This window comes from Enterovibrio paralichthyis (assembly GCF_019209835.1).
Taxonomy (GTDB): Bacteria; Pseudomonadota; Gammaproteobacteria; order Enterobacterales; family Vibrionaceae; genus Enterovibrio; species Enterovibrio paralichthyis.
In genome coordinates, this window is record NZ_JAHUTS010000003.1 from 356,276 (window position 1) to 372,076 (window position 15,801).

At 51.2% G+C, this 15,801-nt stretch carries 16 protein-coding genes; 10 read left to right on the top strand and 6 right to left on the bottom strand.

The features are described 5' to 3' along the window. Window positions 1-48 precede the first annotated feature (48 nt). Both KU854_RS05840 and KU854_RS05845 read right to left on the bottom strand, forming a co-directional pair. Window positions 49-348: a hypothetical protein gene (locus KU854_RS05840; RefSeq protein ID WP_218357503.1), complete on the bottom strand. Its 300-nt coding sequence runs from the start codon at window positions 346-348 to the stop codon at window positions 49-51. 177 nt (window positions 349-525) lie between these two features. Then, on the bottom strand, window positions 526-1,221 hold the full coding sequence (locus tag KU854_RS05845) for a class I SAM-dependent DNA methyltransferase (protein WP_255555440.1): 696 nt from the start codon (window positions 1,219-1,221) through the stop codon (window positions 526-528). 252 nt (window positions 1,222-1,473) lie between these two features. Between KU854_RS05845 and KU854_RS05850 the strand changes: the two genes are divergently transcribed. From KU854_RS05850 to KU854_RS05860, 3 genes are all read left to right on the top strand, one after another. After that, complete coding sequence (locus KU854_RS05850; protein ID WP_218357505.1) at window positions 1,474-1,830, top strand: ArsR/SmtB family transcription factor; 357 nt, start codon at window positions 1,474-1,476, stop codon at window positions 1,828-1,830. Further along, window positions 1,827-2,294, top strand: coding sequence for an SRPBCC family protein (locus KU854_RS05855; RefSeq protein ID WP_218357506.1), 468 nt, complete (start codon window positions 1,827-1,829; stop codon window positions 2,292-2,294). Before KU854_RS05850 ends, KU854_RS05855 begins: the two co-directional genes overlap by 4 nt. A 78-nt stretch (window positions 2,295-2,372) precedes the next feature. Continuing rightward, window positions 2,373-2,804 carry an SRPBCC family protein gene (locus tag KU854_RS05860; RefSeq protein WP_218357507.1) on the top strand — a complete coding sequence of 144 codons (432 nt, stop codon included), beginning with the start codon at window positions 2,373-2,375 and terminating at the stop codon, window positions 2,802-2,804. A gap of 59 nt (window positions 2,805-2,863) precedes the next feature. On the opposite strand, the gene KU854_RS05865 is transcribed toward KU854_RS05860, so the two are convergent. Continuing rightward, window positions 2,864-3,943, bottom strand: coding sequence for a site-2 protease family protein (locus KU854_RS05865; RefSeq protein ID WP_218357508.1), 1,080 nt, complete (start codon window positions 3,941-3,943; stop codon window positions 2,864-2,866). Between the two features lie 79 nt (window positions 3,944-4,022). Then, window positions 4,023-5,027 (bottom strand): Mal regulon transcriptional regulator MalI, encoded by a 1,005-nt coding sequence (malI, locus tag KU854_RS05870; RefSeq protein WP_218357509.1) that lies wholly within the window; start codon window positions 5,025-5,027, stop codon window positions 4,023-4,025. A 284-nt stretch (window positions 5,028-5,311) separates the two neighbouring features. On the opposite strand from malI, the gene malX reads away from it, so the two are divergent. Together malX and KU854_RS05880 are read left to right on the top strand one after the other, a co-directional pair. After that, window positions 5,312-6,892 (top strand): maltose/glucose-specific PTS transporter subunit IIBC, encoded by a 1,581-nt coding sequence (malX, locus tag KU854_RS05875; protein WP_218357510.1) that lies wholly within the window; start codon window positions 5,312-5,314, stop codon window positions 6,890-6,892. Window positions 6,893-6,973: 81 nt separating this feature from the next. Continuing rightward, window positions 6,974-8,152: a MalY/PatB family protein gene (locus KU854_RS05880; protein ID WP_218357511.1), complete on the top strand. Its 1,179-nt coding sequence runs from the start codon at window positions 6,974-6,976 to the stop codon at window positions 8,150-8,152. 1,161 nt (window positions 8,153-9,313) lie between these two features. On the opposite strand, the gene KU854_RS05885 is transcribed toward KU854_RS05880, so the two are convergent. Continuing rightward, complete coding sequence (locus KU854_RS05885) at window positions 9,314-10,438, bottom strand: Gfo/Idh/MocA family protein (RefSeq protein ID WP_218357512.1); 1,125 nt, start codon at window positions 10,436-10,438, stop codon at window positions 9,314-9,316. Window positions 10,439-10,468: 30 nt separating this feature from the next. Then, on the bottom strand, window positions 10,469-11,176 hold the full coding sequence (locus KU854_RS05890; protein ID WP_218357513.1) for a GntR family transcriptional regulator: 708 nt from the start codon (window positions 11,174-11,176) through the stop codon (window positions 10,469-10,471). A gap of 237 nt (window positions 11,177-11,413) precedes the next feature. Between KU854_RS05890 and KU854_RS05895 the strand changes: the two genes are divergently transcribed. Genes KU854_RS05895 through KU854_RS05915 form a run of 5 tightly spaced genes read left to right on the top strand, consistent with a single transcriptional unit; the run spans window position 11,414 to window position 15,797 of the window. Further along, window positions 11,414-12,571, top strand: coding sequence for an LLM class flavin-dependent oxidoreductase (locus KU854_RS05895; RefSeq protein WP_218357514.1), 1,158 nt, complete (start codon window positions 11,414-11,416; stop codon window positions 12,569-12,571). After that, the gene (locus KU854_RS05900) at window positions 12,571-13,473 is read left to right on the top strand and encodes an aldo/keto reductase (protein WP_054780101.1); all 903 of its coding nucleotides are present in this window, start codon (window positions 12,571-12,573) and stop codon (window positions 13,471-13,473) included. Before KU854_RS05895 ends, KU854_RS05900 begins: the two co-directional genes overlap by 1 nt. Then, entirely contained in the window at window positions 13,470-13,943 is a 474-nt protein-coding gene (locus tag KU854_RS05905; protein ID WP_218357515.1) for a flavin reductase family protein, read from the top strand. The genes KU854_RS05900 and KU854_RS05905 overlap by 4 nt, the downstream gene beginning before the upstream one ends. Before the next feature lie 8 nt (window positions 13,944-13,951). Continuing rightward, window positions 13,952-14,473 (top strand): TRAP transporter small permease, encoded by a 522-nt coding sequence (locus tag KU854_RS05910; RefSeq protein ID WP_418885843.1) that lies wholly within the window; start codon window positions 13,952-13,954, stop codon window positions 14,471-14,473. Window positions 14,474-14,510: 37 nt separating this feature from the next. Then, window positions 14,511-15,797: a TRAP transporter large permease gene (locus KU854_RS05915; RefSeq protein ID WP_218357517.1), complete on the top strand. Its 1,287-nt coding sequence runs from the start codon at window positions 14,511-14,513 to the stop codon at window positions 15,795-15,797. Window positions 15,798-15,801 lie beyond the last annotated feature (4 nt).

Here is a 15,801-nt window from a genome sequence, read left to right on the forward strand (position 1 = left end):
AGCCAAAAGTGTACTCTTTCTTGTTGATCGGAGATGAGAACGTATCGTTTAGGCTGGTACTATTTCAAGCTCTTGATCCCAGGGACTGTGTGCTCCTGAAGGAAAGGGTCTACGTCCCGCAAAACTTTGGGTTGTCACCCGCAAGTTATTAACTCTTAACAAGTCAAATCTACGCCATTCAGGTAGACCACCAGAGCTACTATCACCTCCGAACTGATAACCAAGAACCTGAACTTTACCATTACAGACACCAAGTACATGTGGTTCTATTGCACGTAACTTATTGCTATATGAAAACTCAATAACTAACTTATTTTGAATTGCTCTTCGAATTTCTGATTCGTTCATTTTGATTTCTCATAGAACGGCAACATGCCACTAAGCACATTACAAGAGCTCGATACATAATTAATTGAAGTTTCAGGCAAAACCATAATTTTCAAATGGGTAAACGAGTATGGTTTTGAAAGTGCAGCGAGATAATTGGCAGGATAAAGAAAACCCCGGAATATCCGGGGCTCTGAATTAACGTTTTACGCAGACAAAAATGGCGTTGCCAGAATTCTGGTTCCACATTTCCAGCTTTTCGTAGTCGTGTTCGAACACGGTAACGTCGAAATACGGCTCAAGCAACGCGGTCAATTCTTCAAAGGTCACGGCTACCATTGGGTGCTCGTCGTGCCACTCTTCGGTCACTTTGTCTGTGGTCTTTTCAATGCTCAGTTTCAGAGCCTGTCTGTCACCTTCACCGCCATAGAACCATCCAGATTTGAACGCGAATTCACTGCCTTCGTGGTTAACGATGTGGCGCACGAAAGAACCGTTATTGATCAGGTTTTTCGCCACTGCGTTAAAGCAGAATACACCGCCATCTACCAGCGCTGCGTGGGCGCTTTCAATACAGGCACGCAGGTTTTCAACGTTGCCGCTGTAGTGAATCGAGTAAAGGAAACAAGTGATCAGGTCGTACGGTTGGTCGACGACAAAGTTGCACATGTTCTGCAGCGAAAACTCAGCTTCCGGGCAGCGCAGTTTTGCCTGATCCAACATAGGTTGGTTCAGGTCTAAGCCGTTGCTTTGAAAGCCGGTGTCGATGAAATGGCGAATGTGCGGGCCTGTGCCGCAGGCCAAGTCGAGATGGCGCTTTCCCTGATTGCCAAACAGCCTGTGAAGACGGCGAACACAGTCACTTTGAGATTCATAATTGATGTCTGCACACATCAAATCGTAATAACCGGAAAGGTCGGTATAAAGCGCATTGGTGGATGGAGCAATCACGGGAAAATAACCCAAAACAAAAAAGGTGGCGCATACTACCTCAGCTTGCATATTCGTGCGACATAAATCACATAATGTTTGTGGTAGTCATTGCGAAATGACTGGTTGAACTTAGGAATTGAAGAGGAAGATTTCTAATCCGTACAGAAGATCTTGGCGTTTGACAGATGAGTATTTTTGACTATAGTTAACCATATGGTTAACAAAAATGATGAACAGTTGGATCTGATTTTCTCCGCACTGTCGGATAAAACCCGCCGTGCTATGGTCCAGCAGCTTACTCTAGGGGAAAAAACGGTCAGGGAGCTTTCCGCGCCTTTTACCATGTCCAAACCCGCAGTCTCAAAACACTTAAAGGTATTGGAGCGGGCAGGGTTGCTTACACGTTCTATTCAGGGGCGAGAACACATGTGCTCACTGAATAGCAAGCCATTGGCCGAGCTAGACAAATGGCTCAGCTTCTACGAATCATTCTGGACGCAAAAACTCGATTCGCTTAGCCAATTTCTCGAAGAAGAGGAAGACATAAAGCCGAAAGGAAAGCAGTTGTGACAGAAGATTTTCAAGCAGGCTACCGTGCGCTGAATCTTAAAAAGACTTATCCAGTACCGGCTAAGAAAGTGTTTGCCGCCTGGACGAATCCCGACGTGCTGGCGTGTTGGTTTGGCCCTTCGACACACAGTGTGGTGGAGGTTTCCATTGATGCGCAGGTGGGTGGAAAGTACCGAATTGTATTGGAAGATGAAGATGGCAATGTGATTGACCATTTTGGCGAATATGTTTTGGTGTCTCCGTATAACCACTTGGTGTTCACTTGGATGCTGGAAGACCAGCGTTGTGGCGGATGCGAAGGGCAAGAGGCCCGCACTCTGGTTTCTATTGATATCGAGGATTTTGGTGACAGTTCGTTATTGAGGCTGCGCCATGAACACCTACCCAATGAAGTGGCGTATCAGGGTCATCAAACGGGGTGGGAAGCGACACTCAGGGCGCTTGAGTTATATCTCAGCGCTTAATTCGAAAAGGCAGCCAAATGCCTTTTTCTTTACCTAATTAGTTAACCTGTTGGTTAACTAATTATAAGGAGAAGCAACATGGATATTTTGCACCGAATCGAAATTGATGTGCCCGCATCGCAGGTTTATCAAGCGTTGACTGAACAGGAGAAGTTATCAGCTTGGTGGGCAAAATGTGAAACCAGTGGCCAAGCTGGCGACCCGGCAACTTTCTATTTTGGCTGCAACCAAGACCATTCTGTGACAATGAAGATTGTCTCATTGGAAAAAGACAAAAACGTGCGTTGGCAATGCATTGATGGGCCCTGGGCTAACATGGGGGAATTTGAGTTTTCCCTTGAAGACACAGAACGAGGAAGTGCTTTGAATTTTTCGCACCGCAATTGGCCTGACGGTGATAATTTCTTCCGTCATTGCAACGCAAAATGGGCGCTGTTTTTGGGGGGGAGCTTAAAACCCTTGTTGGAAGAAGGGAAAGGTGTTCCCAATCCCCATGAGCCCAGTATTTAGACCAGAACTGAAGACAAAAACGCCAGCGTTTGCTGGCGTTTTAAGAGAAGTGATTTCAGTTAACTCTGCAGAATCAACAGCGGCAACGCCAGCATGTCGTCACCCTTGGTGGCGAAGTAGATAATCACGCCAACCAAAGCGGCAACTGTTGAGAAATACCACACGGTACTGAAGATTTGACCATAGCGGCTCAATGGCAACAGATGCGAGTGATGGCGGTATTTCCACTCAAACAGAATTTCCGCACTGCCAATCAGCAACAGGAAGCCGAGCAGCGCCAACCCAAAGGCGTAACTGATGTAAACCCCTACCGCTGCTGCCGCGACACAAGCTACCAGCCCGACCACGCTGTTCATCGAAAAGCTGATGCTTTTGAGAATGTGGCCGCCATCAAGTGGCAAAATCGGCAGTAGGTTAAACAGGTTCAGCAGGGCGTTGAACGTCGCCAATCCTGCAAAGAAAATATTGCCGGTCACCCAGTAGGCCACCATGGATGCCAAAGACATAAACAAGCCAAAGGTTGGGCCCATGATGGAAATGACCACATCCTGCCAGCGCGTGTTGATTTTCTCATCGGAAAGGGCGGCACCACCGACAAACGGGATGAGGTAAATCCCTTTGGTTTTCATGCCGAAGTATTTCATGGCGCGGATATGGCCATATTCATGCACGACCAGACAGGCGATCAGTGCCAAGGCGAACTGCCACGAGAAAAGCCAGGAGTAAGCCGCGACACTGGCACCGGCCAGCACAACTTTCACCACTTTTGCGCTTTTCAGCAGTTTCAGGCCAAGGGAGGCCAAACCAATCAAACTGAATTTCTGTTTGCCCTCTGGGGCGACAACCGGCTGCTGGCGCTCGATGTCTTTTTCGTTGCGGGTACCGGATTCAATCACTTCACCATCCACCGTTACTTTGTAGTCGATGGAGAAAGGCTGCCAGTTGATGAGGCTAGTGACATCAACCGTGATGATGTTTTCATCAGCAGTGAGTTGGAAGGTGTGGGTTTTCTCGCCTTCATCAGCGCTGGCGGCCAGTTGCGAAACCAGTTGGTTGTTCCAGTAAAGCGCCTGCCAGCCAGCGAGTGAGCCTTCAAGGCGAAGCGGCTTACCTAGGCAGGTAATGTTGAATAGTTCCAATGTCTTTCGTTCTGAAGCTGAAAATGATGGCGCTAATGTATCAGCTTTAGCGCCGCATTTCTCTTAACTCTCAGCGCGATCAGGCATTGGTGAGGGTGGGGGCAATGATGATTTTGCGCGGCGTCTCATCATTTTTCTCAAGCTGCTCAATCAGGCGCTTGGCAGCCTGTCTGCCAATCTCTTTGGCATCAGAATTGACGAAGGTGATCGGCGGCTCGGTCAGTTCTGCATCCTGCATGGCATCAAACCCGACAATTGACACTTCCTTGCTGAACAGGGTGTCGTTGCCCACATCGCGTCCGGCTCGGTGTGCGCCATGAACCGCACCAACGGCTGTTGAGGAATAGTGGCAAAGGACAGCGCTGATCTGCGGATGGTTGAGCAACAGCTCTTTCACGGCCGAAGCAGCAGGGGCTTGGCCTGCATCGCACTCCACCACCCACTCTGGTTTAAAGGGCAGGCCAAATTGCATCAGGGTGCTGCAATAACCACCGATACGCTCCGCTCGGCACAGCGAGCTGCTTTTCCCGCCCACATAGGCAATGCGGCGGTGACCTTTGGCAATCAGGTGTTCGGTTGCCATTTTGGCTGCACTCGCATTATCGGGCCCGACGTAATCAATCTGTTGGTTCACGGATGCGCGGGAAATGCAGACTAGCGGAAGGTTGTGCGCTTTCAGCACGTCTGCGTTGACCTGCTGGTTTTCGTTCGTCGGGCAGAAGGCAATGCCACCGACGCCCTGACGTGCCATGGTCAGCATGCATTGCTCGAATTTCTCGTCATTGCCGCTTTGCGCCAGAAACACCATGTAGCCTTGTTTTTCGGTTTCCTCACAAAGCCCCGCTGCAACCTGGGCGTAATAAGGGTCACTGATGTCTTTGAGGATCAGGCCAACAATTTCGCTGCTGTTGGAGCGAAGGTTGGCTGCGGCGCGGTTTCGCACATACCCCAGATCAGCCACAGCCTGATTGACCTTGTCGGCGGTGTCTTGCGAGATACGGCCCTTGTTGCCGAGCACCATAGAAACGGTCGTTACCGAGACGCCCGCGTGTTCAGCGACATCCGTGATGGTCACTTTTTTCAAGTGATTTCCTTAATTGGTCTTCTGCCAGTGTGTTATTGATAAAACGTTTTACCAAGAAAGGATACTGTCAACTGCTGAAAATTTAAAGCGGATCAAATTTGCGAATTTTGCATCGTCGCGCAGATCACAATTGTTTTGATAAAACGTTTTACCGAAATTTTATTTCACTACTATGGCCCTCGAAAACACATAGTCCCGTGTGTTGGGAGATTAGCCTTGCGATATTCGACAAGCCCTTCGACCCGGCACACCCCTGTCATATTCTCATGCATTGGAGAGATGTAATGACGAACAAAGCGACAAAAACCACCATGTGGGAATTCCTGCAAAGCCTGGGTAAAACTTTCATGCTGCCAGTGGCGCTGTTGGCGTTCTCGGGCATTTTGCTGGGTGTCGGCAGCTCACTGTCGAGCGGTGCCATTCGTGAAGCGATCCCTTTCCTAGACAACACTCTGCTTCAATACCTGTTTATGTGGATGACCAAGATTGGCTTGGTGGCATTCATTTATCTGCCAGTGATGTTCGCGATTGCGATCCCGCTGGGTCTGGCGCGTGAAGAAAAAGGCGTGGCTGCGTTTGCCGGTTTTGTTGGTTACGCGGCGTTTAATCTGGCGATCAACTTCTTCCTGACCGTTAATGGCGTGTTGGGTGACGACGCTGAGCGCAAGGCTTACGGCGTGAAGAGCATTATCGGTATTGAATCTATCGACACCGGTATTCTGGGCGCGGTGATGGTGGGTATTATCGTTGCCAAACTGCACCAGCGTTTTTACACCTTCAAGATGCCGGATGCACTGGCGTTCTTCGGTGGCGCGCGTTTTGTTCCAATCATCTCTGCCATCACGCTGGGTGTTGTGGGTGTCTTCATCCCATTCGTATGGCCTTACTTTGCCGCGGGCATCAACGGTATCGGTAACCTGATTGCAGGCGCTGGCGCGTTCGGCCCATTCCTGTTCGGTACCGGTGAGCGTCTGCTGCTGCCAGTTGGTCTGCACCATATCCTGGTAGCACTGGTTCGCTTTACTGAAGCGGGCGGCACCATGGCAGTGTGTGGCGAGACTGTGTCTGGCGCACTGAACATTTTCTACGCGGAGCTTTCTTGTGCGGATACCAACGGTTTCAGCCCTGAAGTGACAGCCTTCCTGTCTCAAGGCAAGATGCCAGCATTCCTAGGTGGTCTGCCGGGTGCAGCACTGGCGATGTACCACTGCGCAAAACCTGAAAACCGCAGCAAGATTAAAGCACTGCTGATCTCTGGCGTGGTGGCGTGTGTGGTAGGTGGTATTACCGAACCTCTGGAATTCCTGTTCCTGTTCGTGGCACCGGCGCTGTACTTCATCCACGCTATCCTGACTGGCATTGGCTTTATGGTCATGGGTCTGCTGGACGTGACCATCGGAAACACCGACGGCAACATCATCGACTTCCTGGTGTTCGGTGTCCTGCAAGGCACAGCAACCAAGTGGTATCTGGTTCCTGTCGTAGCGGCGGCATGGTTCGCGGTGTACTACACAGTGTTCAAGTTCGCGATTACCAAGTTCAACCTGAAAACCCCGGGTCGTGAAGTGGATACTGCAGAAGTGGATTCTGAGCTGGAAGCAGCGTTCATCAACGAATCTGGCAAAGGTGCAGCAATTCTGGCAGCACTGGGCGGCAAAGAGAACATCACCGCGCTGGACAACTGTATTACCCGTCTGCGCCTGTCTGTGAACAACATGGATCTGGTGGATGCTGACAAGCTGAAATCTTACGGCGCGCTGGGTGTGGTGAAGCTGGATGCGCACAACCTGCAAGTGGTTATCGGCACCCAGGTTCACCTGGTGAAAAATGAAATGCAGGCGCTGATGGGCGCAACGGCAAGCTAATAAATTGTTCCCCCTAAACCCCCGCAGCTCAATAAGTCGGGGGTTTTCCTGTTTGTGTAGAAAAACGACAAGAAGGCACACATGACATTTGATTTTGATACCCCCATTGAGCGCCTTGGTACTTACTGCACCCAATGGGACTATGTGCAGGACAGGTTCGGCAAGGCAGGGCTGTTGCCTTTCACCATTTCAGACATGGATTTCGGCGCGCCAGCACCGGTAATGGGCGCCCTGAAAGCGCGTTTAGAACACCCCGTTCTGGGTTATTCGCGCTGGAACCATGACGATTTCAAAGGCGCAATTGAAAGATGGTACCAACGCCGCTTCGACGTGCAAATCGACAAGAACGCCATTGTTTACGGCCCTTCGGTGATTTACATCATCGCAAAACTGATTGAGAAATGGAGCCAGCCGGGCGAGGGTGTTTTGTTCCAAACGCCAGCCTATGACGCCTTCGACAAGCTGGTGGAAGGGGCGGGTCGCCGCTGTGTGCGTAATCCGCTTATCAAAACCGATACGGGTTGGGACGTTGACTGGGCGCTATTGGAAAGCCAACTTGCGGATGAACAAACTAAAGTCTTCCTGCTTTGCAGCCCACATAACCCAACTGGGCGAGTATGGTGCAAAGAAGAGTTAGCGCGTATTGCGGCGCTTTGCGACAAGCATGGCGTGGCTTTGATCTCCGATGAAATCCACATGGATGTCGCGTTTAAACCGCATACACCATGGCTTGGCTTTGGCATGCAAAACCGCTGGGCTTTGGTCACGTCGGCGTCGAAATCTTTCAATATTCCGGCGCTTAACGGTGCCTATGCGTTTATCCCGGATGACAACGCGCGTAACGATTACCTGTTCAAACTCAAAGAGGTGGATGGTCTTTCATCGCCGTCGATTCTGGGTGTGATTGGTATGATGGCCGCATACAACGAAGGTGAAGCCTGGTTGAACAGCCTCAATGGCTACGTGCACGAAAGCCATGCGCTGGTACGCGACACACTGAAATCAGCGTTCCCGGCGGTGAACTATCAGGTGCCTGATGCGACGTATCTGGCGTGGATTGATCTGTCGCCGTTGAATCTGGATATGCAAAAACTTCAAAGCGATCTGATTGAGCATTTCAATGTCGCGATCATGGATGGCGGTGTCTATGGCGAAGCAGGCAAGGGCTATGTGCGCTTGAACCTGGGTTGCCCACGTTCAAAAGTACAAGCGGGGCTGGAAGCGCTGATAGGGGCGGTGAAGTTGCAACTAGCGGGATAAAAGGCTTTTCAGTTTGGGAGAAGAGGGAGCTTCTCCTGAATCATGTAATGAAAAAACGACAAATTCTGTTTCAGACTGACATCATCAATTTTCTCGTTGTCTGATCACGACCGGAGTAAGAGACACCGTTCAGTTGTTGCCTATATCCACTATAAATCATGCAATTTCTCTACTTTTTGCTGAGCAAATAGAGTGAGTTGACCGCAGTCCATACATTCGAGAGATGTTGTACTCGCGTTCGCCCAATCTAAACCAAAGAAACTCGCTGCTCTCGTGTTAAGAAGGAAATTTGAGTGGCGAAAGTACTCACCTTTGCAATGACTGCAAACCACGTTCTTCCCTGCGGCTCTGAACTTGAACAAATCGTAGTTCTCCAAAGTTACACGTTTATGCCTTAGCTTAATCTCATCAATGAATCCCATAACAATCGGGATTCCGAGAAAAGCAGATAGTACCGCGATAAATACGAGTGCCTCACCAATACTCTCCAATTTTTCACACCCCCACCCACTCGATTACCTTCCTGACAATGAAACCGCCCCGCTCGGGAAATTTAGGTAGCAGCATGATATTGCATTTCATGATCTAACCTTAGATTGGTTGTTTAGAGTCCTTAGAGCATTTGTCTTGTTAAACAGGTAAATATTAATGCTGTGATACGGATAGGACGGCGAATAATACTTTATGCCACTGGCGGCTATCTCAAACGTTGTATCTTCACGATTGAGTATGTAACTGCCTCCCCAATATTTTATTACGATGATTGAGTCATAGATGGTATGGCGCACAAGAGGCCACGAGGAGTAATTGCCGCTAAAACACCCGCCACATGTTTCAGATAACAATGGCTCTATGTTCTTTTCCTCCGGTAGCTTCTTTCTAGGAATTGTGAACGCTTTCCAGAAAAGAAAAGTGAAAACAGAAAGAAAAATTACGTCCCACCAACCAGAAAACATAAGACCTCCATAGCTTTCTCATAGGACAGGTTGTTAGACGATTTCATGAGTGTACTGTTCTGAAGGCATAGATCTCTTCACGCATGTTTGCCTTTCCACCGCTGGTTTCACTATAGAGCCAAAACCTTGCTTTCTAGCACAAATGTGGGTGCCGACCCACAATTGAGAATTTGGGAGCTGAACAAGGTACCGACCATAAGTTTCTCTATTGGAAACTCAGTCCACCGTCGTTGAATGTCACAACACGATGTGTCCGGATGGCCTCTTGTGCCGCTAGTCCGATCACAACTGCTTTGAGTCCATCTTCCAGTGAAACTTCCACTTCCTGTTCGCCCAAAATAGCGCGTTGGAATTTCTGGTGTTGGTAGAAGGTGGAACCGTTGTGATCACCTGCTTCAAGAAGGGCAGGATCGACAGGGACATCAATCTGTTTCGGCCCTTTCGGGTTGCGGGGGCTGGAAATGACTTGCGCAACCGGCGGTTCGCCAAGGGTATCAGTTGGCCAAAAACGACCGGGGCCAGGTACCAGACATTCCGCTTTGCCTTTGTCGCCCACCACACTGATTTCTTCCTGATAACGCGAACCTTCTGCAAACATGCAAAGTTCGAGGCTGGCGCGTGTGCCGTTGTCGAACTCAATCATGACGTAGGCGTTGTCGAGGATATCCGGCGTTTCACCTTGGTAGGTTTCGTCCTTGTGGTTCACCGCCTGACTGCCGGATGCGTAAACCCGGACGGGATTGGCGTTTGCCATCAATCGCATCAAATCAAAGAAGTGGCAGCATTTCTCCACCAGTGTGCCGCCGGTTTTGTGGTTGAACCGGTTCCAGTCATCCACTTTGTGCAGAAATGGAAAACGGTGCTCGCGGATGGAAAAGAGATGGCGCTCTCCAACTTCCCCTTGCGCCAGCAAATCCAGCAGCAGGGTAATGGGCGGCATGTAACGGTATTCCATCGCCACCCAAATCGGTGCGGGGTAGGCTTTCGCGGCTTCAAGTAAACGCTCGACATCGGCGAGCTGGGTACAGATGGGTTTTTCAATCAGGATTGGTAGCAGGCAACGGCTCATAATGCCCTGAAGTTGCTCGGCATGCTGAAAGTTGGGGGTGGCGATAACCAGCGCGTCAATATCGTCTGCTTCAAGTAAGGCATCCAACCCTTCGACGGTGCGGGCGTTGGGCACCAGTGCTTGCGCTTTTTCCCGCATCTCTGCATTTGGCTCAGCAAGTACTGTAATTTCAACATTGTCGAGCAGCTGGATATTGCGGATATGCTCTTGTCCCATCATGCCGCAGCCGAGAATGCCGTAGCGAATCACCTTGTTTGTCATGCCATTCCATCCTTTATTGAAATAACAGGTTTAAGTCCATCTTGCTGCGTAGCGAACGTTCACTGGGTCGTACCAGGTGAAGGAAACCTCTTCGATGCGGTCCCGGTTCGACCAACTCAGGCGCTCGATGTATCCGCAGGCAGATGCTACTTCGGGTTTGAATTCGGAGTGTTTCCATTCTGGTACCTGATCGACGGTAATGCTGTCCTGCACTTTCGAAATCCAGAAACCAAGCTTCTCGCGGTAATAAACGTAAAGCGATTCCACCAAATCGTCCGGGTCGATTTCGTCAATGTGTTCGCCACTTATCCAGATCTCTTCCATGGCGGCGGGCTGCTGGTCGAGCTTTCTCAGCCGTCGGAAACGCCACAAAAGCGCATTGGATTCCAACCCCAGCAATGAGGCCACATAGGTATTGGTGTGGCGCTCGACACTCAGAAAATCCGCGTTAGGCAAGCCGCCACCGGATTTCAGCTCAAGTCGGAAGAAGTGATAGACCGCCGAATTATCCGGCGTGTTTTTCACATAGGTACCGGAGCCCTGAATGCGCTCCAGTAAGCCGTTTTGTTCCAGCTCAGTCAGCGCTTTACGCAGTGTGCCGACGGCAACATCCAGCTTTTTCGCCAGTTCCGCTTCCGTTGGCAGCCTTTCACCGGGTAGCCAATACCCGGCAGAAATCTCCCTGCGCAACAGCTCACTTATCTGGATAAACAGGGGCAAACGTGTTGATTCACTCATTTTCAAAAAATCTCAAAAATAATAACCATCGGCATATTAGAAGGTTACTGGGCCTTTTTCTGTTTTCCCGCCCAGAGGGTGAATGAATTCATTCATCATTGATTTACTTTTTCTGTTTCTCTTATAGCATTTATTAACAATTCATTCACTAATCATTTTCATTTCGATTTGAGTGAAACGCAACAAGAAGAACGTTGGTTGGCTATTGCTTCTAAAAAAGAGAACAGGAGAGTTCAGATGAGTGTCGTGCCTATCACGAGTGAGGGATTGGATGCCGCAGAGGTGTCCTGGTTTGCACCGATTTGCAGCGATGACTATCGCTATCTGGGTGTGCCAGACGGTGCATTGCGAAGCAGTTGGGAGAACACCCGCGATATCGTTTTGACGGCGGAAAAGCAGGGTTTTCGTAACATTCTTTGCCCCTCTTCCTATCAGGTTGGGCAGGATACCCTGACATTTGCTTCGGCAATGGCACCACTGACTGAGCGCATCAACATGCTCGCGGCCATCCGTTGCGGTGAGGTACATCCGGCAATGCTGGCACGCGCGGTGGCGACGCTCGATCACATCATGAAAGGGCGACTGACGCTGAACGTGATCTCTTCCGATTTCCCCGGCGAAAAGGCCGACAGCGCCTACCGTTACCGCCGCTCGAAAGAAGTCGTCGATATTCTGCGTCAGGCCTGGACGCAGGATGAAATCCGCTACAACGGTGAAATTTACAAACTCGACACACTTTCAACAGACCCTGTCCGTCCTTACCAGCAAAACGGCGGGCCGCTGCTTTACTTCGGCGGCTATTCGCCAGATGCGCTCGAATTGTGCGGCTCCGATTGCGATGTCTATCTGATGTGGCCGGAAACCGAAGACATGCTGGAAGCGCGGATGAAAGCGGTGAATGAAGTTGCGCAGCGACATGGCCGCACTCTCGATTATGGCCTTCGCGTTCATATGATTGTGCGCGACACCGAAGCGGAGGCAAAGGAGTATGCAGAATCGCTGGTGTCGAAACTGGACGATGAATTTGGCCGTGTTATCCGTGAACGGGCGCTGGATTCGAAAAGTCTCGGCGTGTCATTCCAGTCGCAGCAGCGCGAACTGGCGGATCAATTTGGCTTCACTGAACCCCATTTATGGACAGGCGTGGGTCGTGCACGATCCGGTTGTGGCGCAGCGCTGGTTGGCAGTGTCGATCAAGTGCTGAGCAAAATTGAGCGCTACCAAAAAATGGGGATCCGCGCCTTTATCTTCTCCGGCTACCCGCACAAATCTGAATGCGAAATTGTCGGCCAGAAAATCCTGCCTGAGCTGAAAACCTGCTCAATGCCCGAAGCATACGGACGTGTTCCGGCAACCACACCACTGACTCCACTTGGCGCAGGAGAGCGCAAATAATGAAATACACAGAACTGCATCCATCCCTTCCTGCATTCAGCCGCTTGGTTTATGGCGTCTGGCGATTGGCGGATGACAAAGACACCTCAGAAGCGCATGTTCGCGCCAAAGTAGAAGCGTGCCTAGAGCAAGGCATTACTACTTTTGACCACGCGGATATCTATGGCGACTACGCCTGCGAGAAGGTGTTCGGTCAGGTATTGGAAGCCACGCCGTCGCTGCGTGACCGAATTCAGCTGGTTTCAAAGTGCGACATCATGTTGCTCTCAGAAAAGTACCCAGAGCGCCGGGTGAAATACTACGACACCTCAGCGTCGCACATCCGCCATTCGGTGACACAGTCGCTGCAAAACCTGAAAACCGACCATCTCGACTTACTGCTGATACACCGTCCTGATCCGTTTATGGATCATAGTGAGACAGGCGGGGCGTTGGATTCCCTGATTGAAGAAGGCTTGGTGAAAGCGGTCGGTGTCTCCAATTTCAAGCGTTGGGACTGGGCGTTGCTGCAATCGGGCATGCGTCACCCTCTGGTCACCAACCAGATTGAAATGAGCCTGATGTGTCGCGATAACTTCACCGATGGCACGCTGGCGTTTATGCAAAAAGACGGCATTAAGCCCATGGCGTGGTCACCGCTGGCAGGCGGCGAATTGTTTGGAAACAGCGATGCGGCGAACCGCGTTAAGCCACTGTTGCAACGTGAAGCCGACAAAGCGGGTGTCGGTATTGAAGCCGTCGCTATCGCTTGGTTGCTCGCCCATCCCGCAGGCATTTTGCCTGTGCTGGGCACCAACAACTTGGAACGTATCCGCGGCATCAGTGATGCCCTGAAAGTATCCATAGACAGGGAAACCTGGTTTGAACTTTGGACGGCAGCAGCAGGGGAGGAAGTCGCATGAGCCGTGAACTGAGAAATGCATTGTCCTGCTTTGCCACGGGCGTAACGGTCATTACTACCCACCATGATGGGCAAGATTTCGGGCTGACCTGCTCGTCGTTCAACTCTGTCTCTCTGGAGCCTGCGATTGTGCTCTGGAGCATCAACAGTGCTTCTTCGTCTAAGAAACCCATTCTTGAATCTGGCGGTTATACGGTCAGCGTCTTGGCGGCTGAACACGCAGAACTTGCCATGAAGTTTTGCCGCGACAGCCACGAAGAGCGTTTCCGTGGCGTTGGCATTCAACGCGCGCCGAGTGGCCGCGCGATTATTGAAGGGGCGGTGGCCTGGTTTGACTGCGATCTGAACGGCGTTGTGGCAGCAGGGGACCACGACATTCTCCTTGGCAAAGTGAACCATTTCCATTCCCAGCAGGGTGAAGGTTTGGTGTTCGAACGCAGCCGCTTTGGGCGTGTCGGGGAAGTGGCTTAATGGCAGCAATGAAGTCCGTCATTTCCGCATTGGAAAGCGTCAACAATACGCTAGACAGGGTGGGTGCCTCTATTGCTTGGGTGCTGGTTGCACTGATGGTTGCCAGCATTTTGCTTCAGGTTGTGTGTCGCTATGTGTTCAACGCCGCCTTGCCCTGGCCTGAAGAAGTCGCCCGCGCGCTAATGATCTGGATGATGGCATTGGTCGCGGCGCAGGCGTACCGCAAGGGTATGTTTGTTTCCATCGATATGATCTTCAATTACCTGCCGCATAACGTGGGCAGGGTGATCCGCGTGTTGCTTCTGCTGTTGGCTTTTGCGGTGTTGGTGCAGTTGTTCACCGTGGCGCTGGAGTTTTTTGACCGCGGCTTCCGAACCCGCGCGGCTTCTTTCCCCTTAAAAAGGGCGTGGATCTACCTCGCTATGCCGGTGTGTTTTGGCACCATGCTGCTCGCCAATCTCGAAATGTTCCTGAAAGCACTGTTTATCAAGGAAGAGGATGCCGTTGCTGCGCCCGCTGAAGAGCGCTGAGCAACAGGATGAGGCTGTCATAAGGATGTGGTTGTAAATGTTGATCTTCTTTTTACCGCTGTTTTTGCTTTTGCTGCTTATCGGTATGCCGGTGTTTTTCGCGCTGCTCGCCGCACCGGGCTTGATGATATATGCCGAAGGCATGGATCGGGATATCCCCTTACTGTTTCGCAATATCTATAACGGGATTGATTCTTTCCCGCTGATGGCGATCCCTTTCTTTATGCTGGCGGGCGAGGTGATGAACCGAAGCGGTATCACCCTGAGTCTGGTCAATCTCTCCCAATCCCTGATTGGCCATGTGCGCGGCGGCCTGGCGCATGTGAATGTCATGTCGAGCATGTTGTTTGCGGGGCTTTCGGGTTCGGCGGTGGCAGATACCTCTGCCATTGGTTCGATGATGATCCCGGCGATGGAAAAGAACGGCTACACGCGAAGATTTGCGGCTGCCATTACTGCGGCCTCTTCAGTGATTGGGCCGATCATCCCGCCTTCCGGCATCATGATCATTTACGCCTACACCATGGAGATTTCGGTAGCTGCGCTGTTTGCGGCGGGCGTTGTGCCGGGACTGATGATTGGCCTGGGTTTGATGTTGCTGATTGCCCTGATGGCGAAACGCCAGAACCTGCCCGTTGCCAGTGAAAAAGCTACTTGGCGGGAGCGCGGGCAGGCGACCAAAGCGGCGTTCTGGCCTTTGCTGACACCGGTGATCATTCTCGGCGGTATCTTGGGTGGGGTTTTCACACCCACGGAAGCGTCGGCCATTGCTGTGCTATACACCCTGATCGTCGGCATGTTTGTGCTGCGCACCGTCAAGCTTAAAGACATCCCGGATATTTTCACCACCAGTGCAAAATCGTCCGCGGTGGTGCTTCTTTTGGTGGGTGCGGCGCTGGCCTTTAAAACCGTGGTGTCCCTTTCCCACGCGGCCGAATCCATGGCGCAATGGACACTCGGGATCAGCGAGAACCCGCTGGTGCTGCTGTTTCTTATCAACATCCTGCTTTTTGTTGTTGGCATGTTCCTCGATGCGGGGCCCGCCATCATTATTCTGGGGCCCATCCTGGCCCCGGTTTTTGTCAGTCTGGGTATAGACCCGGTGCATTTCGCGATCATCATGAGCGTGAACCTTACAGTCGGTTTGGCAACGCCACCGATGGGGCTGGTGCTCTTTGTGGCTTCCAGCGTATCCGGCGAAAAAGTCGAAACGCTTTCTGTCGCGATCCTGCCGTTTCTGGCAGTGGAAGTGATCGTGATTTTCCTTATTACGTTTTTCCCGTCTCTTTCCATGACTATCCCGCACTGGTTAGGACTGGCCTGAGTCT

Bases quoted from the DNA above. Each gene is read 5' to 3' on its own strand.
- KU854_RS05840 (WP_218357503.1), bottom strand. From the start codon at position 348: ATGAACGAATCAGAAATTCGAAGAGCAATTCAAAATAAGTTAGTTATT.
- KU854_RS05845 (WP_255555440.1), bottom strand. From the start codon at position 1,221: ATGTGTGCAGACATCAATTATGAATCTCAAAGTGACTGTGTTCGCCGT.
- KU854_RS05850 (WP_218357505.1), top strand. From the start codon at position 1,474: ATGGTTAACAAAAATGATGAACAGTTGGATCTGATTTTCTCCGCACTG.
- KU854_RS05860 (WP_218357507.1), top strand. From the start codon at position 2,373: ATGGATATTTTGCACCGAATCGAAATTGATGTGCCCGCATCGCAGGTT.
- malX (WP_218357510.1), top strand. From the start codon at position 5,312: ATGACGAACAAAGCGACAAAAACCACCATGTGGGAATTCCTGCAAAGC.
- KU854_RS05880 (WP_218357511.1), top strand. From the start codon at position 6,974: ATGACATTTGATTTTGATACCCCCATTGAGCGCCTTGGTACTTACTGC.
- KU854_RS05885 (WP_218357512.1), bottom strand. From the start codon at position 10,438: ATGACAAACAAGGTGATTCGCTACGGCATTCTCGGCTGCGGCATGATG.
- KU854_RS05890 (WP_218357513.1), bottom strand. From the start codon at position 11,176: ATGAGTGAATCAACACGTTTGCCCCTGTTTATCCAGATAAGTGAGCTG.
- KU854_RS05895 (WP_218357514.1), top strand. From the start codon at position 11,414: ATGAGTGTCGTGCCTATCACGAGTGAGGGATTGGATGCCGCAGAGGTG.
- KU854_RS05900 (WP_054780101.1), top strand. From the start codon at position 12,571: ATGAAATACACAGAACTGCATCCATCCCTTCCTGCATTCAGCCGCTTG.
- KU854_RS05905 (WP_218357515.1), top strand. From the start codon at position 13,470: ATGAGCCGTGAACTGAGAAATGCATTGTCCTGCTTTGCCACGGGCGTA.
- KU854_RS05910 (WP_418885843.1), top strand. From the start codon at position 13,952: ATGAAGTCCGTCATTTCCGCATTGGAAAGCGTCAACAATACGCTAGAC.
- KU854_RS05915 (WP_218357517.1), top strand. From the start codon at position 14,511: ATGTTGATCTTCTTTTTACCGCTGTTTTTGCTTTTGCTGCTTATCGGT.